This window comes from Nocardia colli, from assembly GCF_008704205.1.
Classification (GTDB): domain Bacteria; phylum Actinomycetota; class Actinomycetes; order Mycobacteriales; family Mycobacteriaceae; genus Nocardia; species Nocardia colli.
Window position 1 is genome coordinate 133,091 of record NZ_VXLC01000008.1, and the last position, 22,987, is coordinate 156,077.

A 22,987-nucleotide genomic window follows, 5' to 3' on the forward strand; every position below is an offset into this window, starting at 1 on the left:
GTCCGAATAGTTGCTGAATAGAATGAGTGGACGCAGCCCTTGTTTCCCACACATCGAGAGGGAGGGGCCCATGCCCACACTGATCCCGGGACGTGCCGATCATCCGCTCGCCCTGCCGACCGAGGCGGAAATCACCGAGGTGCGCGCCGTAGTCGACGCGGCCGGGTTGATCGCGCCGACGACGCGTTTCGTGTATGTCGGATTGGACGAGCCGGACAAGTACGAGATCTACCCGTGGTCCGGGACGTTGGATCGCCGGTTCCGGGTGCTGCTGCACGATATCGATCGGCCGAACGCCGTCGACGTGATCGTGTCGCTCGGTAGCAAGGCTGTGCTGTCCCAGCGCACGCTGGATGCGGTCGTGGACGGTCAACTGCCCGTGCTCGACGAGGAGTTCGAGCTGGTCGAGGCGGTGTTGTCGGGCAATCCGGAATGGTCGGCCGCGCTGGCGGCCCGTGGGCTGGATGTCGCGGACGTGCGGGTCGCGCCGCTGTCGGCAGGCGTGTTCGACTACGCGGGCGAAGCAGGCCGCCGGATCCTGCGCGGCCTGGCATTCCATCAACAGCACGCGAAGGACCATCCGTGGGCGCATCCGATCGATGGTCTCGTCGCTTTCGTCGACGTCATGGCCCGCGAGGTGTTGCGGGTGATCGACACGGGGCCGGTCGCGGTGCCGCAGGAGTCCGGGAACTTCGATGATCCGGCCGTCACCGGCCCGCCGCGCACCACGCAGAAGCCGATCGAGATCACGCAGCCGCAGGGGCCGAGCTTCACCGTGCACGGAAACCTGGTCGAGTGGGAAAAGTGGTCGGTGCGGGTCGGTTTCGATGCCCGCGAGGGACTTGTCCTGCACCAGATCGGTTTTCAGGACGGCGGCCGGGTACGCCCGATCATCCATCGGGCGTCCATCGCGGAAATGGTTGTGCCCTATGCCGATCCGTCGCCGATCCGCTCCTGGCAGAACTATTTCGACACCGGCGAGTATCTCGTCGGGCGCTACGCCAACGCGCTCGAGCTCGGTTGCGATTGCCTCGGTGACATCACCTATTTCGACGCGGTCATCGCCGACGAGGCGGGCAATCCCCGCGTGCTGCACAACGCGATCTGTATGCACGAGGAAGACTTCGGCGTGCTGTGGAAGCACACCGACCTCTGGACCGGGTCGCGCGAGGTGCGCAGGCAACGCCGCCTGGTGATCTCGTTCTTCACCACGGTGGGCAATTACGATTACGGCTTCTTCTGGTACCTGTACCTAGACGGCACCATCGGCTTCGAGGTCAAGGCGACCGGAATCGTCTTCACCGCAGCGTATCCCGGCCCCGATCACCCGTTCTCCACGCAGGTCGCGCCCGGCCTCGGCGCGCCCTACCACCAGCACCTGTTCAGCGCACGACTCGACATGATGGTCGACGGGCACCACAACCGCGTCGAGGAAGTGGACAGCGCCCGCGTACCGATCGGCCCGGACAACCCGCACGGCAACGCTTTCACCCGCCAACGGACCGCGCTGACCCGCGAATCGGAGGCGCAGCGGCTCGCGGACAACCGCGTCGGCCGCGTCTGGCACATCAGTAACCCAGAGGTGCACAACCGACTCGGCCTACCCGTCTCGTACGTGCTGCATCCAGAAGGCAAGGAAGCGCTGCTCGCCGCCGACGAATCACCGATCGCCAAGCGAGCCGCCTTCGCCACGAAAACCCTCTGGGTGACCCACTTCGATCCCGCACAGCGTTACGCCGCAGGCGATTTCGTGAACCAGCACCCTGGCGGCGCAGGCCTCCCGGAGTACGTCGCCGGCGATCGATCACTCGACAACGAAGACCTGGTCGTCTGGCATACCTTCGGCCTCACCCACTTTCCGCGCCCGGAGGACTGGCCGATCATGCCGGTCGACTACACCGGCTTCGTCCTGAAGCCGGCCGGCTTCTTCGACCGCAACCCCACCCTGGATGTCCCGCGCACCGGCGCCGGCCACGCATCGACCGGTTGCTGCCATGGAACTCCCGACGATTGAACCGCTCATTTGCCGGTGCCCGTGGTCGCGGCGACCTTCGCCCTCTCGTCGCCGGCGCCCGCATCCGCCGGGCAACCGCCGCCGTCAGCTAACGATTCGGCGTGGCGTGCGCCCGACTCGGTAGCGCACGGACCCGTCTCGGGACACACTTGACGGCGTGAATCGCATGCCATACGGCCCGATCGCCGACAACCGGGCAGGTCAACGGTGACCGCCCTCGCTCGCGGCGAGAACCGGCCCGCACCCGCCGACCGGATGACGGTCACCGTCACCTGCTCGGCCGGAGTCGATGTCTCCGCGCTGCTGCTCGGCGCGGACGGCCGCGTCCGGACCGACGCCGACTTCGTGTTCTTCAACCAGCCGGTCGGTCCCGGCGTCACCTACCGGCACGGCAGCGGCCGTGGCGACATGGTCGACGTGCAGACCAGCGCGCTACCCGCGAACGTGGACAAGGTCGTGGTCACCGCCAGCCTCGACGGCAGCGGACCGCCGACCTTCGCCGCCGCGGGCACGCTGCTCGCGACGATCGGATCCGATTCGGGGGCACTGACTTTCCCGATGGACGGGCTCACCACCGAAACCGCCGTGGTGTGCGTGGAGATCTATCGTCGCGGCGGCGCCTGGAAGGTGCGCGCGGTCGGGCAGGGTTACGACAACGGGCTGGCCGGTATCGCCACGGCGTTCGGCGTGAACATCGACGACGAGCCCGCGGCGCCCGCACCGCCGCCGAATCCGCCTGCTGCCCCTCCGGTTTCGGCACCGAACTACCCACCACCGGCCGCACCGAACTACCCGCCGCCGCCCCCGCCGGCATATCAGCCGGCCCCCGCCTATTCACCACCCGCGCCATCACCTCAGCAAGGAGCACTGCCGATGCAGAGCGATCTGTTCAACCCCAGCCACGCCGAAGTCAACGGCGTCGGCATCCAGAAGCAGGGCGGCAAGATGATCAAGGTCGCCGTCAACGGCGAGGTCATGGCCCGGGCCGGTTCGATGGTCGCCTACCAGGGCGACATGCAGTTCAAGGCGCTCGGCTCCGGCGGCATCGGCCGCGCGATCACCCAGCGGCTCACCGGCGAGGGCGTGCCGCTGATGAACGTCTCCGGCCGCGGCGACCTGTTCCTCGCCGACAGCGCCGCCGACGTGCACATCATCGATCTCGACGGCAGCGACGGCCTCACCATCAACGGCTCCAACGTGCTCGCCTTCGACACCAGCCTGTCCTACCGGGTCGCCCGGGTGCAGGGCGCGGCCGGCGTCGCCAGCAATGCCGGGTTGTTCAACTGCGTGTTCACCGGGCGTGGCCGGATCGCCATCACCACGCACGGCTCGCCGGTGGTGTTGCAGGTCGATCAGCCGACCTACGCCGACCCGCAGGCGGCGGTGGCGTGGTCGTCGAGCCTGCAAACCGGGATCAAGCGCAACGACTCCTTCGGCCTCGGCCGGCTCATCGGCCGCAGCACCGGCGAGGGTCTCACGCTGGCCTTTTCTGGGCGCGGCTTCGTCATCGTGCAGCCCTCGGAGTTGCCGCCCGGCGGACTCATCGGCGGCACCGGCGGCGGCCAGCAGGCCGGGCAGAGTGGCGGCGCATTGGGCGGTCTGTTCGGTTAAGGCAACAGTTCGGATTGTGAAACATCTGCGCGCCGCGATTGACCCGGCGCGCAAGGTCCGCGATGATCCCTATCACCTCGGATCCTCCAGTTTCTTGCGACGAGGTACTCCTATCACTCTGGCATTTCGGCACGCAGCGTGGCGGCAAGGCGAAGAGAGGCCTGAAATTTGATGAGCAGCAAGCGTTTTAGAAATTGGTCGGCAAGAGTCGCGGTACTCGCCGGAGTCGCGACCGCCGGATTCGCAATGACGGCAACCGCACAGGCCGAACCGCTATGGCCGGGCGGACCGGACATTCCCGGCGTGCCTGCGATCATTCAGCCGCCGCCGCCCGCACCGGTGTACGCACCGTGCACCGCGGCGAAGACGCGCGCCTGCATGCGGCTGTCGACCAAGGAAATGTGGCTGATGGAGGACGGCAAGACCATCTATGGTCCGAAGCCGATCGAAATCGGCCGGCCGGGATACGAGTCGCATGTCGGTGTCTTCGACGTCGACTTCAAGCGCGAACATTTCTGGAGCACAATGCACAACGCGCCGATGGAATGGGCCGTCTTCTTCGACGGTGATATCGCCACCCACATCGGTCCGCTGGATTCGAACTCGCACGGCTGCATTCGGATGAACCCCGATGCCGCCGAGGCCACGTATCGCCATCTCGAGCCGGGCGACATCGTGGAAGTCGTGGAATGAACGTCTGACTCCACATTTTTCGCATAAACGGGGTGCCCTGCACGGGCATCCCGTTTTTGTTTGCCTGAGCCCCCGCCGAGCGCACCGATCCGGTCAGCGAACCGGAAGGTTCCGGCGCAGGCGACCGGCTCCCCAGAATTGCGGCCAGGGCTGCTGAGGTAGCCATGGGCGACGGAGGGTAGCGGAATGCCAGACGACTTCGGGCAGGGCAAGCAGGGTGCTGAACGGACCGATGCGAGCCAACCGGGTAGCGGTGGACCGACGGCGCCCACCATCGCCCTGCCGAAGGGGGGCGGGGCGATCAAGGGGATCGGTGAGAAGTTCGCCGCGAATCCGGTGACCGGGACCGGGTCGTTGAGCGTGCCGATCAGTGTCAGTCCTGGTCGTGGTGGGTTCGGTCCGCAGTTGGCGTTGGGGTACGACTCGGGGGCCGGGAACGGGCCGTTCGGGTTGGGGTGGAGTCTGGGGCTGCCGTCGATCACCCGGAAGACCGACAAGGGGCTGCCGAAGTATGACGATGCCGGTGAGTCGGATGTGTTCATCCTGTCCGGGGCGGAGGATCTGGCACCGGTTCTTGTTGAGCAGCAAGGGAATTGGGTTCGCGAAGAACTGCCCGTCCGCACTGTCGGCGGGACCGGCTATCGCGTTCAGCGGTACCGTCCGCGCGTCGAGGGGTTGTTCGCCCGCATCGAGCGGTGGACGAATCTCACTGACGCACAAGACATCAGCTGGCGTTCCATCTCCCGGGATAACGTCACGACCTGGTACGGTCGCGACGCGCGATCACGGATCGCCGATCCCGCGAATCCGGAGCACATCTTCAGCTGGTTGATCTGCCTCAGTTACGACGACAAAGGCAACGTCGTCAGCTACGAGTACAAGGCCGAGAACGGCGAGCTGATTGCCGACAAGGCCAATGAACTCCAGCGCGAACGCCGAGCCAACCGGTACCCGAAGCGAATTCGCTACGGAAACCACACGCCCTACTTCCCCACCCTCGACCCGGTAGCCACGTGGCCCGCGCCGCCCGCCGACGACCAGTGGTACTTCGAGCTCGTCTTCGATTACGGCGAACACGATCTCGCGCGTCCGCTGCCCGCGGATGGACCGGGATGGGGTAATCGGCCGGACCCGTTTTCGGCTTACCGTTCCGGTTTCGAGGTGCGCACGCATCGACTGTGCCGACGCGCCTTGATGTTTCACCACTTTCCGGGGGAAGACGGCGTCGGCGCGGACTGCCTCGTCCGGTCCACCGACTTCGGTTACGCCCACGATCTCGACCCGGCGAACGAGCGCAATCCGATTCACGCCGAACTCACCTCGGTCACTCAGCGCGGATACCGACGGATAGCCGGCGGATACCGCAGCAGGGCATTGCCACCCGTCGAATTCGGCTACAGCGAAGCCCAGATCCAGGGCGAGGTTCGCGAGCTCGACCGAGATAGTCTGGCAGGCTTGCCGATCGGCCTGGACGGTACCGGATACCAGTGGGTCGACCTCGACGGTGATGGTGTCGCCGGCATCCTCACCGAGCAGGGCGGCGGCTGGTTCTACAAGCGAAACCTGAGTCCCGCCAACACAGTTGGTCACGGATCCGCCCGCCTCGGCGCACCCGAGCTGGTCGCCCCGATGCCCGCGGCCGCGTTGGCGACCGGCGCCCGATTCGTCGACCTGGCGGGCGACGGGCAGCCCGACGTCGTCCGGTTCGACGGACCTGATCCAGGGTTCTACGAACGCGACGACTCGAGCTGGTCGCCGTTCGCGCCGTTCGGCCAACTGCCCAACCAGGATTGGCGCGACCCGAACCTGCGCTTCGTCGACCTGGACGGTGACGGGCTCACCGATCTGCTGATCTCCGAACAGGACGCCTTCCTCTGGTATCCGTCCCTCGGCGAGCAAGGCTTCGGCCCGGAACAGCGCGTCGCTACCGGACGCGACGAAAATCGCGGCCCGGCAATAATTTTTGCCGACAGCGAGCAGACCGTTCAGCTGGCCGACATGAGCGGCGACGGCCTCACCGATCTGGTCCGGATCCGCAACGGCGAGGTCTGCTACTGGCCGAACCTCGGCTACGGGCACTTCGGGCGGAAGATCACCATGGACAACGCGCCGTGGTTCGACCACCCCGATCAGTTCGACAGCCAGCGCGTCCTGATCGCCGACATCGACGGTTCCGGCACCACCGACCTCATCTATCTGCACGCCGACGGAGTCCGCGTCTACCTCAACCACTCCGGCAACAGCTGGGGAAACCCGGTGACCTCGGCCGTCTTTCCGCCGGTCGCCGAACCGATTCGAGTACAGGCGCTCGACCTGCTCGGCAACGGCACCGCCTGCCTGGTGTGGTCCTCACCCCTCGCCGGCGACGCGCACTCCCCGCTGTGCTACCTCGACCTGATGGGCGGCCAGAAGCCGCACCTGCTCGTCACGGTCAAGAACAACCTCGGCGCCGAAACCGAGATCGGCTACACCCCGTCGACCGCGTTCTACCTCGCCGACCAACTGGCCGGAAAGCCTTGGGCGACAAAGCTTCCCTTCCCGGTCCACGTCGTCGACCACGTCACCGTCCGCGACCGCTGGCGCAACACCACCTTCACCAGCACCTACAGCTACCACCACGGCTACTTCGACGGACCCGAACGAGAGTTCCGCGGTTTCGGCCGCGTAGAGCAGATCGACACCGAGGACTACGGGACGTTCGGCGACGCGAACACCAACAGCCCGTACGTAACTCAGGATCATCGGCTCCATCAGCCACCGGTCAAGACGGTCACCTGGTTCCACACCGGTGCGCGGATCGACAGTCCTCAGGCATTGCATCAGTTCGAGCGGGAGTACTTTCCGCACTGGTTCGAAGATCTCCAACCGGGCACGCAGGTGCTCGGCACCTTCCGCGAGCGTGCCGTCCCGGAGCTGGATCTCGATGCGCTCGACCTGACCGCCGACGAGCTGCGCGAGGCACTACGAGCCTGCCGAGGGACGCCGCTGCGCCAAGAGGTCTACGAGTTGGATGTCGACGCACTGGCCAACGGGCGTCAGCACCCGGTCCGGCTCTTCTCTACGAGCTCACGTGGCTGCCATCTCCGCCTGGTGCAGCCGCGGAAGGGTAACCGGCATGCGGTGTTCCATGCGACAGAGAGCGAGGCGATCAACTACCACTACGAACTCGACCTCCGCCCGGCGACCGTGGTGCCCGACCCCCGAATCGGCCATACGCTGAATCTGCGCGTCGACGAGTACGGCAACGTTCTGCAGTCGGTGACGGTCGGATATCCACGCCGGCAAGCGAAGCCGCTCGACGATCCGCTGCTGCCGGCCGGTGTCGAATCCTTGGTTTCCGCCATACAAGGCGGACTACACCTCGCCTACACCGAAACCCGTCACACCGGTGACGCGATCGTCGAACCGGATCGCTACCGGCTTCGGCTTCCCTGCGAGACCAGCACTTTCGAGTTGACCGGAATCGCGCCGAGCACCGGAGACTACTTCGGTCTCGATCAGTTGCGCGGACTCGAGCTCAGCGACAACTACCCGGGTGCCGGAACTCCGGTCGAAACAATCCCGTACCAGCAATTTCCGGACGGCACGCAGCCGCAGCGGCGGCTGATCGAGCAAACGCGGTCGCTGTTCTTCGCGGACGCACTGGATCGCCCGTTGCCGTTCGGCACGCTGAATACCCATGCATTGCCTTACGAGATCTACACGCTGGCGTTGACGGACACTCTGCTGACTGCCATCTTCGGCGCGAGGTTGACGCCGGAAGTCAGTGTGGCACTGGGCGATGGGGCGGTCAGCGGCTATCTGAGCGGGCCCGGACTCGTGCAGCGCTTGGGTGCGGACACCGCAGGCCAGTATTGGCGCTGCTCCGGCATCGCCGGCTACCAGCCGGACGCAGCCCAGCACTTCTATCTACCCGAACGCTATACCGATCCGTTCGGCAATATCACTGTGCTGGAATACGACTCGCGCGATCTTTTCCTCCGCACGAGCACCGACCCCGTCGGGAACCGCACCGAGACCGTCGCTTTCGACTTCCGTGTGCTGGCACCGAGCTCGGTCCAGGACATCAACGGCAACCGGTCTCAGCTGAGGTTCGATGTACTCGGCATGCCGACCGTACTGGCTCTGAGCGGCAAGCAGGGCGAGGGTGACTCTCTCGCCGAGTTCACCTCCACCGCAACGGATCCGGAGCTTTCCGACCTGATCGCGCTCTTCGTGACCGACGACTATCGGCCGGCGACCGCGCAGGCGCTACTCGGGAACGCCACCACCCGAGACCTGTATTACCTCGGCGAGACGATTCAGAACGGCAGCATCGTCTGGGGCGCCCATCCCCCGTGCGCGGCCGGAATCATGCGGGAACAGCACGCATCCGAAGCCCAGGCCAGCCCGGTCCAGGTGAACTTCGCCTACTCGGACGGCAGCGGATCTGTGCTCGTCAAGAAGGTCCAGGCCGAGCCGGAGTCGCCCGGCGGGGCGCTTCGCTGGGTGGCGAGCGGCAAGACGATCCTGAACAACAAAGGCAAGCCGGTCAAACAGTACGAGCCCTATTTCAGCCCGCCCGCGGTCGGTCACCGCTTCGAGGAGCCGAGCGAAATCGGCGTCACCCCAGTGCATTTCTACGATGCGCTGGGACGCCGCATGCGCACCGAAGCGCCCGACGGCAGCGTCGATCGAGTCGACTTCTCGCCGTGGCAGATCACGGCCCACGATCCCAACGACACCGTGCTCGACTCGGGCAATGCGTGGTACGCCCGGATGAGCACGTCAGCGATAGCGGCCGAACGGCGCGCGGCACAGCTCGCCGCCGCACACGCGGGCACTCCCACACTCACCCTGCTCGACAGTCTCGAACGCGCGGTGCTGACGATCGCACACAACCGGACGGACGGCGTCGACGAAAAGCAGGTCACCTTCACCAAACTCGACGCCGAGGGCAAGCCGCTGTGGATTCAGGATGCCCGCGGCAACCGGGTGACGCAGTACGTCACCCCACCGCTGCCCGGCGGCGTCCACCCGTTCGACGACCCGCAGAACCTCGCCCCCTATGGCGTCACCCCCTGCTACGACGTCTCCGGCCTGCTGCTGTTCCAGCACAGCATGGACGCGGGCGATCGCTGGCTGCTCAACGACGCGGCCGGAAAACCTTGGTACAGCTGGAACAGTCGTGGCTTTCGAACGCGGACGACCTATGACGCGCTGCACCGGCAGGTCGGCGTATTCGTCTCCGCCACCGGTGATTCGACGTTGAGCGGCGAGCCACGTGACCCGGCCCGGCCACCGGACAGCGAGGTGCTCGTCGAACGAAGTGTGTACGGCGAGGCGCATCCGGAGGCGGGCAACAATTTGCGCGGCAGGACCTTCCAGATCTATGACGGGTCCGGTGCGACCACCACCGAGCGCTACGATTTCAAGGGAAATCCGCTCACCACCGGTCGCCGTTTCGCTCGGGACTATCAGGACACCCCGGACTGGTCCGCACTCGCGGATCTGACCGATCTGAACCGAATCGCCGCTGCCGCAGCACCATTGCTGGAGACCGCGCCAGCACTGACGACGCAGACTCGCTATGACGCGCTCAACCGTCCGACCACCGTGACCGCGCCGGATGCCAGCGTCTACCGCGCCACCTTCAACGAGGCCAACCTGCTAGAGCGCGTCGACGTGAACTTGCGTGGCGCCGCGACGCCGACCGCGTTCGTCACCGATATCGATTACAACGCAAAGGGACAACGCCTCCGAATCGACTACGGAAATGGCGCGACCACCACATACACCTACGACCCCTTCGTGTTCCGGCTGACGAAGCTGCGCACCACCCGCCCCGCCGACCCGGACGCGACCGCCTCGCTGTTGTTCGAGAACGCGACTGTCGTTCAGGACATCGGCTACGTCTACGATCCGGTCGGCAACATCACTCGCATCGAGGACTCGGCCCTGGCGACCACCGTGCAAGCCAGTGCCACCAGCGATTACGTGTACGACGCGCTCTACCGGCTGATCGGCGCCACCGGTCGCGAGCACGGTGGACAGACCGACTTCGCGCTGACACCGAACGACAGCAATCGCCGTGACTTCCCCTTCACCGGCGCCCGCATCCATCCGAATGATCTGCAAGGCCTGCGCGACTATGTCGAGCGCTACCGCTACGACGCCGTCGGCAACGTCATGCAGTTCGCTCACCACGCCGGCGGCAATGTCGACCAGCCCGGCCAAACCCGGTGGCAGCGCCGATACCAGTACGCACTCGACAGCAACCGGCTGCTCGCCACCAGCCAGCCCGGCGACCCGGACGGTCTGCCCGACTACGCCACGACCGGCGGTTACAGCTCCCGGTACGGCTACGACGTGCACGGCGAGATCACCTCGATGTCGCACCTGCCGCTGATGCGCTGGAACCATCGCGGCCAGCTCGGTGCCACCGCGCAACAGGTGGTGCACAGCGGAATGCCCGAAACCACCTACTACGTCTACGATTCCACCGGCCAGCGGGTCCGGAAGGTCACCGAGACGTCGACCGGGGCACTGAAGAATCAGCGAATTTACCTGGGCGGCTTCGAAATCTACCGCGAGCATCGTGGCGGTGCCGTCACGCTGGAGCGCGAGACGCTGCATGTCATGGACGATCAGCGCCGCGTCGCCGTCGTCGAAACCTCGACCGCGCCGAACACCGACGCGCGCATCCGCTTTCAACTCGGAAACCATCTCGGCTCGGCCAGTGTGGAACTCGACGGAGCCGGCGCCCTGGTCAGTTTCGAGGAATATCACCCCTACGGCAGCACCGCCTTCCAAACCGGCCGCAGCGCCGCCGAAGTCGGCCTGAAGCGCTACCGCTACACCGGCAAGGAACGCGACGACGAGACCGGCATGAGCTATCACACCGCCCGCTACTACCTGCCGTGGCTCGGTAGGTGGGCCGGCGCAGACCCGGTGGGTATCGAGGCGGGCGTCAATCTCTATGCGTACTCCCGTCTTTCGCCCGTGCGCTTCATCGATCCACACGGAACTCAGGAACAGCCGGTCGATCCCGCGAAGCTGACCAGGGACCAGGTGGCCGATATCTGGACGAAGTCGAAGAACCTCGACGACTTCCGCTTCCGGCTCAACCTGGGACCGGTGAACGACGCCACGCTCAACAGCTATCTCATGCAGAAGGGAATCCTGCCGCAACCAGAGGTAGATAAGTCGGCGCCGGCGATCTGGCCCGCGAGCGGCCCACCGACCCGGGTCGAGCGCGAGATCGTGGTGCGCCCCTTCGACAATCCGGTGGCCAAGACCCGCTTCAAGAAGTTCGCGACGCCGGAGGAAGCGGTCGAGTACGAGAACCGGGCGCAGTCGGTCGAGCACTACAAGGCCAGCGTTGCGGCATTGGGCGGCATCGCCTCGATCGGGGCCGCACGGGCCGCGAACCAAGACGTCGGCGCGGTCGCTCTGGACACCAGGTCAACCGCTTGGGGTGCGCCCGTCGATACGGCGCCGATTCCAGCACCCAGCCCGGCCGGCCCGTCGGCCGGGTCAGCGCCGGTGTCGCCCGCCGGTAGTCCGGCCGCACCCGCCGGGCCGCCCGCTCCGTCCGGACCGCCACCCGAAGAATTCGCGAGCATCGTCAAACGGCTGCAAACACAGGTCTCGCAAACCACAGAGAGCCTCAAGCCGTTCCAGGAATCCCGCACCGTGCCGTACACCTTGCAGGTCTCCGCGGCGACCGGACAGGTCGACGGGAAACCGGCAACGCTGATCACGCTGAGCAATCCCACCGCGCACGACCTGTTCGCGCGCGGCGTGCTGCAACTCCCCGCGGGGACGGCACTGGGCCCGCGTCCGGTTCTCTGGAAATCGAAGCTGCCCATCGGTGCGCACGTCGAGCGGTCATCCGTCGGCGGATTGGAGGAACAGGGAGCCCGCGGCGGTTTCGTGACCACCTCCGGCAACGCCTGCTTCGACTGCAGCAAGGCGTGGATGGAAGGGAAGTTCCCGACCTGGGTTCACCTGAAATGGAGCGACTACTCGGGACAGTGGGATTAGCCGTCGGCCCGCCCGTTGCGCGCGTCCGCACTCGGACCGGGCAGTTTTCGGTCATCCTGTGACCAGTAATCCGGGCGGGTCCCGGCCGGTACGCGAGGAAGTGAGTCGATCGTGCGAGTGGTAGCCGAGGTTCTGGTCGGGTTGGTGGCGGCGGTGCACGTCTACATCGTGGTGATGGAGATGTTCCTGTGGACGACGCCGCGGGTGCGGGCCGCGTTCGGCAGCACGGTGGAATTCGCCGAGCAGACCAAGGTTCTCGCGGCGAACCAGGGGCTTTACAACGGGTTTCTGGCGGCGGGGCTGATCTGGGGGATCATCGCGTCGGATCCGGTCGGATTCGCGGCGATGATCTTCTTCACCGCCTGCGTCGTGGTCGCGGGAATCTACGGTGCGGCCACGGCCAGCCGCCGCATCCTGTTCGTGCAGGCGCTGCCGGGTGCGGTGGCGCTGATCGCGGTGCTGGTGGCGGGCAGCCAGTAGCCGGGCTACGGGACGTTGAGGTCGGTGCAGCCGGGCGTCGGGTCGACGACCTGGCAACCGGCCGGGGGGCGCGTGGGCCGGTAGTCGGGCGCGACGCCGCCCGCTGCGATGGTGTCGGTGTAGGTGGTGACGGCCTTCGTGGCGTGCCGCTCCAGGCTGGGATCGTCGCGCACGTTCACGCTGTAGAGGCCGAATCGTGGGCTGTAGCTGCCCCATTCGTAGTTGTCGGTGATGCTCCAGTAGTTGTAGCCGATGATGTTCATGCCGTCGGCCTTGGCGCGCTGCAACCAGTAGACGGTGTCGCGCAGATGGTCGCTGCGGTTGTAGTTTCCGGTTCCCGGGACGTTGTCGTCGTCGGAGGTGGCGTTCTCGGTGGGCATGCCGTTCTCCACGACGAACAGCGGCTTACCCGGGGCCAAGCGCGAATACCGTTGCAGCGCATAGTAGATGCCCTCGGTGCGGATCGGCAGGTTCCACATGCCCGGCGAACCGACGGCCGCGATGGACCGGACGGTGGCGGGCGGGCTGGACGCGGGCGGCTCGTAGGCGAAGTAGTAGTCGACGCCGATGTAGTCGAGCCGGTCCCGGATCTTGTCGAACAGCGGGCCGTTCACCTGATCGTCGATGCCGGCGACGTAGCCGATATTGCTGGTCACCTGGGCATCGGGGCGCTTCTGGTGGATGTAGTCGTAGATCTGGTTGTGCGCGTCGGCGACCTTGTCTTCCATCCGCGCCTGATCGGTCGCGTTGTTGCGCACCTCGTGCATGATGTAGGCGACCGGCTCGTTGATGGTGACCCACAACGGATTCCGGGCGGCGTAGCGGTCGACCACCTTGCGCATATTGGTCAGCCAGGCGTCCACCATCTCGGGGTTGTCCCACCCGGTATCCGGTGTGTCCGAATGCTTCCCATGGAACGCGCCGTCGTAGGCCCAGCCCGGGTACACCCAGTGGTCGAGGGTGAGCATCGGCCGCATGCCCGAACTGACGATCTTCGCGATCACCTTGTCGTAGAAGCGGAATCCGTCGGCGTCCCACTCCAGCCGGCTCGTGGGTTGCAGCCGCGCCCACTCGATACCGATCCGGAACACCTTGACCCCCAGCGACTTCGCCAGGTCGATGTCACTGGCGTACCGGTCGTAGAAGTCGATCGAGCTGCGGTACTTGTCGAACTCCGGATGATGCTCGATGTAGCGCACCCAATTGCTGTCCGGCGCATCGTTGTCCGGTGACACCCGGTTGCGCGAACCCGAGTTGATCGACCCCAGGTCGGGCGTGCCGTCCACCGGCGCGCGCCCCTCGGATTGAAACCCCGAAGCCGCCACTCCCCACAGGAACCCGGGCCCCAGCGCACCCCCCGCCACCGGCTCCGGCGGAGCGGCAACACTCACACCCGGCACCAGCAGCGCGGCCATCGAAACCGCGAGCGCGCCCGCGCCCCGCCTCCATCTGCGCATAAACCGAGAACTTAACCGACTAATTGCTGAACCCCCGGTAACCCCGGGTCATCACGGCGAGTGCGGAGCCTTCTGACCGCTAGTTGACGGACAGGTGCTGGCCGATTCGGGGGATGGTCGCGAGCGGTGGGGCGCTGTAGGCGCGGTTGCTGGCGCCGGCGGCGGCTTCCTCGGCGGCCGCCGCGGCGTCGGCGATCGTGACGTCGTCCGGAGCGAAGGCGGCGGCCTTGGCGGCGGTGAGCGCGGTCGCGGCGGCGTCCTGCACGGTGATCGCCGTGTCGACGGCGGCAACGGTGTAGAAGGTGGCCTTGATGGCGTGGTTGGCCGCCACATAGGCGTGCCATGCGGCGTCGCGGGTGGTGTCGGCGGCGGCGACGGCACGGGCGGCGCCGTGGGCGCGCGCGACATGGTCGACGGCCTTCTCCCGGTTCACCGCTCGCTTCGCGGCGGCGCTGGCGCGGCTCGCCGCACTACTCGCCCTGGCGTGCGCCTGTGCGAGCAACTCCCTGGACGCGTCGAGTTCCAGCAGCGCGGTGGCCCGAGCACTGCCCGGTAGCAACGGAATAACCTTGCCTACCAACGGAATCCGCCGACCTGATCGAGTCGCTCGCCGTCGTCGTCCGCGTCGAGCCAGTCCGCTCCGGCCGTCTCGGGTCCACGCTCGGACTTCCAGAACGCGATGGAATCCGTTCCGGCGCAATAGATGACGACCGCCAGCACAGCCAGAGCGGCCAGTTCCTTCGACAGACGCGACACAGCAAACCTCCTCGATCATCGATCGTGTGCCGGAGCAGAGCCGGCGGATGCGTTCACACAGGATGCGCTTTACACAGGACGCGGGAGCGCACACTTCCGATCGCCCGAATGCGATTCGGAGTCAACGGAAATGTGCACGCCGCCTAGCCCAGAATACCGAAGGTAAGAATCCCGACGAGGTTCTCCGTTACCGCGAGCACGCTGTTCACTAAACCGAAGAGACCACTCAACATGACTTGCTCCTGTGATACGCCATTGACGGATCGGTGCCATTTGTCGAACGTGAGCACGAGCTGGATCGCCGAGGAAGGCTAGCGCACCTGTCCCCAAAAGGACAAAACACCTGCGCCGCGCCGCCGTTCCGGCCGCCGCACCCGCCCGCTCAGGCATTGCCCCAGCTCACAGCACAATTAAAAACTGGTCCGAAACTTCTTCCATCCGAACGTACCTGGGTTACGAAGACACTATCGACGCCTGCCACTGACGGTTCCCGGCATGGTCAGCGTTGGACGCCCACCCGGGTTGTTCCAGCCGCCTGGAGTTTTCGCCACGGAGCACCACCGACATTTCAGACTCGGCGTCGGAATTACCGCACGAAGACTGACCAGACGGCTCGTCATCAGATGAAAACGAAAGGGAGAACATGATTGCACCGCTCCTGACCGCCGTTGTTACCGCCCTCACCTCGGGACTCACCAGCGTCGTGACCGCGCTGCTCGGCGGCTGATTCGACACGGTCCGGGGTGGCGGCGAAGCCCACCCCGGACCGGCGGACGCCGGAGACTCTGCCGACCAGAACCAGCCTCAGGCCATGCGAATCGACACGAAGGTGGGGACGTTGCGTCGAATGCTGTTCTCCAGAACAGGTATTCGGAGACTAGGAACACTCGTCGCAGGCACGACCTTCGCCATGAACGCGGGCATCGGCCTGGGCGCGGCAGTCCCCGCGACCGGCCAATCAGTCCGCTGCCCAGCGCTTTACGCCATCGGCGTACCCGGCACCGGTGAGTCGGCGCCCGATGCCGACCCGTCCAGCGACCACGGCATGCTCGCGGCGATCTTCCTGCCCATGCTGGCTGCCGAACCGAACCGGACCGACCGCGCGTATGTCCCGTACGAGGCGGGCTTCGGCGGTGCCGTGCCGGGCGGCGCCGTCCCGTATTCGACCTCGGTGACCGGTGGCCTGCAGCAGTTGCGCTCGATGGCCCAATCCGTCGTAGACCGTTGCGAGAACACTCGTTTGGCGGTCGTCGGGTACTCCCAAGGCGCACACATCGCCTCCCTGTTCGCCCAGGAGATCGGTCGCGGCCGGTCCACCGTCCCCGCCGATCGAGTGGCCGGCGTCGCCTTGCTCGCCGACCCCACCCGCTACCCCGGCGCGTCGTTGTTCCCCGGCGCCGCAGGCAAACTCGCACCCGACCCGCCGCCGGGCACCATCGCGGACGGGCTCGCCGGTCTACAGGCCCAGCCCGCTTCCGCACCGGGCGGCGGCATCGGACCGCTGCGCGACCTGGCCCCCGACTTCGGCGCGCTCACCGGTCGCGTCGCATCGTTCTGCATCGACGGCGACCTAGCCTGCGATTCCCCGACGAACGCCCCGATCCTGCACATGATCACCAACATCGCCGGACAGGCCCTGCTGCCGCTGGACGACCCGCTGACCGCGCTGTCCTCGATCACCGACGCGCTGGCCGCCACCGTCAACAAAACCACCACCGACGTCGTCGACAAGGACCTGCACGGCCTCTCCCCCGGCAGCCTTGTCCTCTCCCGGGACAAGTCGCTCAGCCAGCGCCTCGCCGAAGCCTCCGATCCTCGTTCGCTGATCGACGACCCGACCGCGCAGTCGGCGATGCTGCGGCTCGCCACCATCACGCTCAACACGCTGACCAGCATTGTCGGCGTGGTCCTGAGCCCCGAGGAGGTCTGCCAGATCGGGGCCATGGGCGCGAAGGATCCGCTCGCCGGGCTGGCCACCCTGGCCGCCAAGATGTTCGCCTCGATGCCGAGGCGCTCGTCTGCGCCGCGGTTCACCCAGGTGCTCACCCAGGCGTTCGACGCGATCGGCGATCTGGTCAGTGACAATGCCGAACTCGTCGACAGTCAGGTCTGGTCCAAGTATCAGGACGCGGTGACCCGGCACGGGGCCTACGCGGTCACCACGGTCGCCGCGGGCCGTCCCTCGGTGCAATTCGTCGCGGAGTGGTTCACCGCACTGTCCCGTGCGCTGCCTGCGGAGCCGAAACCGGTTGTCGCCCAATCGCCGGACAGTGTGCTGGCGTCCATGCCCGGCCATGAGGCACAGGCGCCCGCCGCCGGCAGCGCTGCCAAGGCGCCTCCCGCACAGCGGACTTCGCCGAAGACCAAGGATTCGACGACCGAGGTAGGCATCCGGGTGGACCCGGCCGATCCGTCCCGTGGTCGTATCCGAACGGAATCCGCCGCGGCGAAGGCCGAACGACTCGAAACCGGTCGCCACATCATTTGGGCGCTGCTGCTGGCGGAATGCGTCGGCCTGCTCTATATCGGACGCCGGCGGATCGTCCGAATCGGTTCGGACATAGACTTTCTCGGCTGAATCAGCAGACAGGTCCGTCGCTTATCGGTGCGATGCGCGGACCTGCCTGCTGCCGAATCAATCAGTAAGGCGCGGAGATCAACGGATCGGCTTCGCCTTGGGCGTGCTTTCGGCGCCGGGCTGCGGTCCGAGGAAAAGATCGAGCCACTCATCCGAGGTCTTGCCGAGCGGTCCCATTTCGGCGCCACCGTGCGGCGGACGGAGGAAATCGCGCAATGCGGAATTGAGCGCCGCGGCCGCTTCCTTATCGGCGGCGGTCGGCTCCTTCGGGGCCTCTTCCGCGCTCTTTTCCTTCTTGCCCTTCTCGGCCTTCTTGTCGCTCTTCGGCGTGACGACGCCGAACAGGTCGGTGTCCTGCGCGTCCGACCCGGTGGCGTCTACCTGCTGCGTCGGCGCCGTTTCGCTGGACGACGGCGCGGCATGGGCAGCGCCCGCGGCGACGGCGAGTGTCGCCGCGACGGCGAGCAGACCGGTCACCGCGACGGTCGCGGTTTTGTGAAACATAAGTAACCCCTTGTCGTATCGAAGGCGGTACATGTGGCCGACGACTGACAGACACGAGTCGGCACTACGGCATATTCGGATCCGCGGCGGGTCTGGATCGGAGAATTCGGTGCGAATTTTCGCTGCGACCGATGAATTGCCCGACGATGCGAGCCCCTGCCGGAAATACCCGCCGCCGAATACACGAACGATGAGGCCCGGGGATCTCCCGGACCTCATCGGACTGTGTACAGCGATAGTGAGCCGCAGGGGCGACCACGACTCACTCTGCGGAGCTGCCCCGAATCTCTCGGGACTCCACCAGATTACATAGCCGATCGCTATCCCGTGGCGATTCCGGATGGAATGATCTGCTGACCGCGTGGCACGGCATAAACGCAATCTTGCATTCCGCAAAAAGTGACACGCCGGTGTGCAAAATATTCGGCACACATCGGCAACAGGACGCCCGCCGATCCCGAATCACGGTTACCTCGCCGCTTAAGACGCCCTGCATGATTCGTGGCCGACGTTGCGCGCGGGTCTCGGGATCCGACGGCGCTATGCCTCGTGTGGGTCGTGGCCGGCGAGGGCGTTGTAGGCGTCGCAGGCGGCGATCAGGGTTTCGCGGGTGGCGGCTTGGCGGGCGGGTTCGCTGCTGGTGACGCTGCGCCAGTCGACCCAGGCGGCGGCGAGGCGGTCGACGGCCTTGCCGAGGCCGTCGACGTCCGGCGCCGCGTCGGCGATGCCGTCGATCAGGTATCGGCGCAGGGTGCGGGCCGCGCGTTCGATGCCGGGGGCGTTGACCGCGCGCACACCGGGCGCGGTCTGTTCGATGGCGGCGCGGTGGCGGTGGATCCACTCGTCGACGGCGGCGAGCAGGCAGGCGGCGCGGAGGATCGAGGCAGCCGGATGTCGTTCCGGGACAACGTCATGCATCGCGTCCAGGAGTTCGCGAGCGGTCGGGAGGGCAGGCAGGGCGCGCGCTCCGAGGGACGGTTGACCGGCGGGCTCGGGCATTGTTCCGACTCCAATATTCGGCGTTCGGCAAACGAGCTGATGCATGTGGCGGGCCCGGCTCGCGACCGGAGTGCGGCCTGCCGGGCAGATCCTGGTACCTGACTAGAGAGTCGCAGGTGCGGCGGCGGGTTGTCTTGGGCTGAACACCAAGTTCGGCTCCGTAACTTGTTCCGCTGCACAGCCATTCGCCCCGGTCGAGCCGCCGGGCTCAAGGTGTGTGCCCAGGCGGGGGCTTGCGGCCGGTCACGGCGGGATATCGCACGCCACCGCAGGCGACTCGATGCCGAGCCCCACCTGCGGCGTGTCGACCTGTACGTATAGCAATCCGCTCTGGATAATTCGACTGTGGCATCGGTACCGATGAGTCGCAGGTCCGCGCTGGCGCTGGCGGCAGGTTTGCCCCTCAGCCTGCTGGCGGTCCGGCATGCCGCGGCCGCCGGGCCGGCGATGCGGTACACCATGACGGCGTTCACGAACGACAGTGAATCCGCCTTGTACGTCTACGAATCCGACGACGCGATCAACTTCCGGCCGCTGGTCGGCCCGCGGCCACACGGCAGCCCGGCCTACCGGCCGCCAGGCGGATTGCTTCGCGATCCCAGCGTCTTCCGGCACGTCGACGGCGTCTACTACCTCACCTACACCACCGGGTGGGAGGGCCAGACGATCGGTTTCGCGAGCAGCACCGACCGGATCAACTGGAATCATCTGTACGACTTCCCGATCCAGGTGGACGGCCTGAACGTGACGTCGAGCTGGGCGCCGGAGTGGCTGGTCGACGCGCAGGGCCGGGTCAATGTCATCGTGTCGCTGTCCGACGGCTGCCGGTTCACGCCGCACCTCATGACCACGGGCGCCCCGGCGTTGCAGTCGGCGTGGAGCCGGCTCACCCCGCTGGCCGGGCTCGGCGCCCCCCTCGGCTACCAGGCGCCCGTCGACCGCCCCACCTGCGACCGCTTCGGGTACGGCTACATCGACACCACTGTCGTCCCGGTCAACGGCACCTACTACGCGTTCATCAAGAACGAAACCAGCAAATTCATCGAACTCGCCATCGCGCGCGATCCGCTCGGTCCGTATCTTTTTGTCCCACTCGCGGATCCGAACAAATGGGGCTCTCCACGGGAAGGTCAATGCGTCATCCCCCTGCCCGACGGCGGCTGGCGAATCTTCTTCGACGACTACGACGAAAACAATCCCAGATATTTCTACAGCGACAGCCACGACAACTTCCGAAGCTGGACAACCCCGGCCGAACTACCCGAGTTGTCCGGCTTCGTCCGCCATTTCACCGTCCTGCCGGAAATCCTTTAACTTCGGCGGAATTCATGCGCGATCACTCGTCGGTGGATTGGCTCGATCGCCCGGTCGCCGCGTTCAGTGTGGGCAGGTAACCGCGCGCGTGCCCGTCTTTGTCGGGGTGATAGGACTCGACCGGGTCGCCGAGGTCGAGTTGGTTGATCCACGGATCCCGGCCGCAGATTCCGTGTCCGGCGAAACGGGAGCGCGGGTCGGCGAAGGTGAATCCGGCGGCCTGCGCGCGGGCGGCGGTGACCTTGTCGAGTTCGTCGGCGCCGCGGTTGAGCGAGTCGCGCTTGTGCAGGCTGAAGCTCAGCGGGCACACGTCGCGCTCGAAGAGCCGGGGGTAGCCCACGACGACGACCTTGGCCTTGGGCGCCTTGGCCTTGATGTCCTGGTAGAGACCGTCCAAGCGGCCGGGCAGCGTGCGGTTGACGTAGTCGATGCCCTTGTTCACCGCGGCGTCGCAACTGGTGTCACTGGCCGGGAAAACGCACGAGCGCAGAATGTCGGAGAAACCGGCGTCGTTGCCGCCGGCGGTGATGCTGACCAGACCGATCTTGTCGCTCAGCGCCGCCAATTGGCCACTGCGCACGTCCTGCGTCGTCGCGCCGCTGCATGCCTTGAAGGCGAACGAACCGACGGTGTGCGACGCCGCCCATAGCGCGGGGTAGGCGGCGTCGCTCCGGCGGCAGGAACCGCTGTCGGGCCGGTATTCACCGATGCCGGTGCCCGAGGAATAGGAGTCGCCGAGTGCGACATAGTCGATGGGTGCGGGAGCGGGTGCGGCAACGGCGACTGCGGCGGGCAGCAAGCCGGTCACGAGTACGGCAAAGGTCGCCTGCAAAGCACGGGCGCGAATCATGATTTGCTCCAAGGAGAGGTACAGCAGCGGCGCGAAAGTCGGTGAAACACTGCCGTCGAGCAGTATCGGTTACGTGCAGTGCCAGCAACAATGCAACGATACGAACTCTTTCCGCTCGAACCCGAAATCCGTTGCTCCCCAACGCCTGACATGCGGCAACAGGCAACTGGGGAAATGCACTCCCCGGCGCGGCAATCGACCGCCGGCCCGGCTGGTCGTCCGCGGCCAGGGCGGCATCCCGGAAACGGCGGACTGCCTGATCGCCCGGTTGCGAGAAAGGTAGCGTTCAGGATTCGCGAGCCGCGATCGCGGCTTGGATTCGACGGAGCGTGCGGAGCCCCTTCTTCGCCGCGACGCTCACCATGCCGTCGAAAACCGTTGAGCCCCGGTCGTTTGCCATCAGTCGTTCCAAGGTCGGCACAGCACGATCGTCGCCGGTGGAACCGAGCGCGACGGCCGCCCAGTAACGCTGGTCGGGGTCGTCGCTGTCGGCCGCGGCGATCAGCCTCGGGAGGATGTCCGGGGCGAATCTGGCCAGGGCGCTGGCGATGTAGCCGATGCGGTAGTACTGGCGGTGCTCGAATTCGTGCCAGAGTGCCGCCAGGGCAGCATCGCCGCCGATCATGCCGAGCGCCTCGGCGGCGCGTTCGCGCATTCCGCCGATCGAGTCCCGCAGCAGCGGTGTGAGATCCGAGACGACCGATTCGTCGCCGAGCGAGCCCAGCGCGATCACCGCTTGCTCGCGCGCCATCTCCTGCGCGTGGTCCAGCAGCGCGACCAGGCCGGGCACCGCCTCGCGGAAGCCGAGCGCCGCGCAGCCCATCGCGGCCCAGGCCTGGCAGTTGTACCGGGTATCGGCGAGTGACGCGAGCAGCGGTTCCTTCAGGGTGTCGTCACCGAAGATCGCCGCCCGGTTCAGCGCACGGCTGTAGAGCGACCGGTGATAGTCGGGATAGTCGCGGACGAGCGCGCACAGAACTTCCTTGGCGGATGCGTCGCCGTCGGCCGCCCGCACGAACAGGAGCCGCAGGTTTTCCTCGCGGGTGTCGAGATCACCGTCTTTGAGGAGTCGCGCATCAGCTGGTTTCACCGCCCAACGGTACCTGGCGACGATCCCCTCTCCTGACCACGTTTCGGGTGGTCAGCGCACGGCAACCCGGGGCGCTTACCTCCGAGGTAATCGACACGGTGCCCGGCGCCCTGCGAAGGTCGTGCGGTACGCAGCACGGCTAAGCCCGCAGGAGGACGAAGTGAGCACCGCAGACGCCACCCGAACCACCGTCGACGCCTTTTTCGCCGCCCGCGCCGACGGCGACACCGCGGCCATCACCGCATTGTTCGCTGACGAGGTCGACTGGTTGCTCGCCGAGAACCCGGTGGTGCCGTGGATCAGGCCGCGCCGGACCGCGGCCGAATGTGCCGCCCAGTTCGACGAACTCATGGCGCATGTGGTTCCGGAGGATGCCCGGGCCAGCATCGATACCTACCTGGTCGACGGCACGGACGCCGTCGTCTTCGGGCACCTGTCCGGGACCGTGCGCGCCACCGGCAAGTCGTTCGAGGGACCCTTCGCCTTGCGCCTGACCGTCGAGGACGGTCGGATCACCCGGCATCACCTGTATGAGAACAGTGTCTCCATCGCCGAGGCCTGCACTCGGTGACCTGACGGCGGCGATCTCCGGCCGAAACCCTGTGGCAGGCTCGGA

15 protein-coding genes are annotated in these 22,987 nt (G+C 66.4%); 8 read left to right on the forward strand and 7 right to left on the reverse strand.

Going from position 1 to position 22,987, the window contains the following annotated elements:
- The first annotated feature begins 70 nt into the window (after positions 1-70).
- The 5 genes from F3087_RS19550 (at position 71) to F3087_RS19570 (ending at position 12,823) form a co-directional block, all read left to right on the forward strand.
- A complete protein-coding gene (locus F3087_RS19550) occupies positions 71-2,014 on the forward strand; it encodes a primary-amine oxidase (protein ID WP_150403439.1) in 1,944 nt (647 codons plus the stop codon).
- A 207-nt stretch (positions 2,015-2,221) separates the two neighbouring features.
- On the forward strand, positions 2,222-3,625 hold the full coding sequence (locus F3087_RS19555; protein ID WP_223885207.1) for an AIM24 family protein: 1,404 nt from the start codon (positions 2,222-2,224) through the stop codon (positions 3,623-3,625).
- Between the two features lie 171 nt (positions 3,626-3,796).
- Positions 3,797-4,318, forward strand: a complete 522-nt coding sequence (locus F3087_RS19560) for a L,D-transpeptidase (RefSeq protein ID WP_150403440.1) — start codon at positions 3,797-3,799, stop codon at positions 4,316-4,318.
- A gap of 186 nt (positions 4,319-4,504) precedes the next feature.
- Positions 4,505-12,343, forward strand: coding sequence for a SpvB/TcaC N-terminal domain-containing protein (locus F3087_RS19565; RefSeq protein ID WP_150403441.1), 7,839 nt, complete (start codon positions 4,505-4,507; stop codon positions 12,341-12,343).
- Positions 12,344-12,454: 111 nt separating this feature from the next.
- Complete coding sequence (locus tag F3087_RS19570; protein ID WP_150403442.1) at positions 12,455-12,823, forward strand: DUF1304 domain-containing protein; 369 nt, start codon at positions 12,455-12,457, stop codon at positions 12,821-12,823.
- A 5-nt stretch (positions 12,824-12,828) separates the two neighbouring features.
- On the opposite strand, the gene F3087_RS19575 is transcribed toward F3087_RS19570, so the two are convergent.
- The 3 genes from F3087_RS19575 to F3087_RS19585 form a co-directional block, all read right to left on the reverse strand.
- Positions 12,829-14,280 carry a family 1 glycosylhydrolase gene (locus F3087_RS19575; protein ID WP_150403443.1) on the reverse strand — a complete coding sequence of 484 codons (1,452 nt, stop codon included), beginning with the start codon at positions 14,278-14,280 and terminating at the stop codon, positions 12,829-12,831.
- Positions 14,281-14,359: 79 nt separating this feature from the next.
- Positions 14,360-14,860: a hypothetical protein gene (locus F3087_RS19580; protein ID WP_150403444.1), complete on the reverse strand. Its 501-nt coding sequence runs from the start codon at positions 14,858-14,860 to the stop codon at positions 14,360-14,362.
- Positions 14,854-15,036, reverse strand: a complete 183-nt coding sequence (locus F3087_RS19585; RefSeq protein ID WP_150403445.1) for a hypothetical protein — start codon at positions 15,034-15,036, stop codon at positions 14,854-14,856. Before F3087_RS19585 ends, F3087_RS19580 begins: the two co-directional genes overlap by 7 nt.
- Before the next feature lie 811 nt (positions 15,037-15,847).
- Between F3087_RS19585 and F3087_RS19590 the strand changes: the two genes are divergently transcribed.
- Complete coding sequence (locus F3087_RS19590; RefSeq protein WP_150403446.1) at positions 15,848-17,614, forward strand: cutinase family protein; 1,767 nt, start codon at positions 15,848-15,850, stop codon at positions 17,612-17,614.
- A 78-nt stretch (positions 17,615-17,692) separates the two neighbouring features.
- On the opposite strand, the gene F3087_RS19595 is transcribed toward F3087_RS19590, so the two are convergent.
- Both F3087_RS19595 and F3087_RS19600 read right to left on the reverse strand, forming a co-directional pair.
- Positions 17,693-18,118, reverse strand: a complete 426-nt coding sequence (locus tag F3087_RS19595; protein WP_150403447.1) for a hypothetical protein — start codon at positions 18,116-18,118, stop codon at positions 17,693-17,695.
- 540 nt (positions 18,119-18,658) lie between these two features.
- Complete coding sequence (locus F3087_RS19600) at positions 18,659-19,117, reverse strand: hypothetical protein (protein WP_150403448.1); 459 nt, start codon at positions 19,115-19,117, stop codon at positions 18,659-18,661.
- A gap of 360 nt (positions 19,118-19,477) precedes the next feature.
- On the opposite strand from F3087_RS19600, the gene F3087_RS19605 reads away from it, so the two are divergent.
- Positions 19,478-20,431, forward strand: coding sequence for a glycoside hydrolase family protein (locus F3087_RS19605; protein WP_150403449.1), 954 nt, complete (start codon positions 19,478-19,480; stop codon positions 20,429-20,431).
- A gap of 22 nt (positions 20,432-20,453) precedes the next feature.
- On the opposite strand, the gene F3087_RS19610 is transcribed toward F3087_RS19605, so the two are convergent.
- Both F3087_RS19610 and F3087_RS19615 read right to left on the reverse strand, forming a co-directional pair.
- Positions 20,454-21,281, reverse strand: a complete 828-nt coding sequence (locus F3087_RS19610) for an SGNH/GDSL hydrolase family protein (RefSeq protein ID WP_150403450.1) — start codon at positions 21,279-21,281, stop codon at positions 20,454-20,456.
- Positions 21,282-21,567: 286 nt separating this feature from the next.
- Positions 21,568-22,371: a HEAT repeat domain-containing protein gene (locus F3087_RS19615; protein WP_150403451.1), complete on the reverse strand. Its 804-nt coding sequence runs from the start codon at positions 22,369-22,371 to the stop codon at positions 21,568-21,570.
- Positions 22,372-22,531: 160 nt separating this feature from the next.
- Here F3087_RS19615 and F3087_RS19620 point away from each other — a divergent pair, with 160 nt between their 5' ends.
- A complete protein-coding gene (locus F3087_RS19620) occupies positions 22,532-22,942 on the forward strand; it encodes a nuclear transport factor 2 family protein (RefSeq protein WP_150403452.1) in 411 nt (136 codons plus the stop codon).
- The last annotated feature ends 45 nt before the right edge of the window (positions 22,943-22,987 follow it).

Coding starts and splice junctions, on each gene's coding strand:
- F3087_RS19550 (WP_150403439.1), top strand. CDS start 71: ATGCCCACACTGATCCCGGGACGTGCCGATCATCCGCTCGCCCTGCCG.
- F3087_RS19560 (WP_150403440.1), top strand. CDS start 3,797: ATGAGCAGCAAGCGTTTTAGAAATTGGTCGGCAAGAGTCGCGGTACTC.
- F3087_RS19565 (WP_150403441.1), top strand. CDS start 4,505: ATGCCAGACGACTTCGGGCAGGGCAAGCAGGGTGCTGAACGGACCGAT.
- F3087_RS19575 (WP_150403443.1), bottom strand. CDS start 14,280: ATGCGCAGATGGAGGCGGGGCGCGGGCGCGCTCGCGGTTTCGATGGCC.
- F3087_RS19590 (WP_150403446.1), top strand. CDS start 15,848: ATGCGAATCGACACGAAGGTGGGGACGTTGCGTCGAATGCTGTTCTCC.
- F3087_RS19595 (WP_150403447.1), bottom strand. CDS start 18,118: ATGTTTCACAAAACCGCGACCGTCGCGGTGACCGGTCTGCTCGCCGTC.
- F3087_RS19600 (WP_150403448.1), bottom strand. CDS start 19,117: ATGCCCGAGCCCGCCGGTCAACCGTCCCTCGGAGCGCGCGCCCTGCCT.
- F3087_RS19605 (WP_150403449.1), top strand. CDS start 19,478: ATGAGTCGCAGGTCCGCGCTGGCGCTGGCGGCAGGTTTGCCCCTCAGC.
- F3087_RS19610 (WP_150403450.1), bottom strand. CDS start 21,281: ATGATTCGCGCCCGTGCTTTGCAGGCGACCTTTGCCGTACTCGTGACC.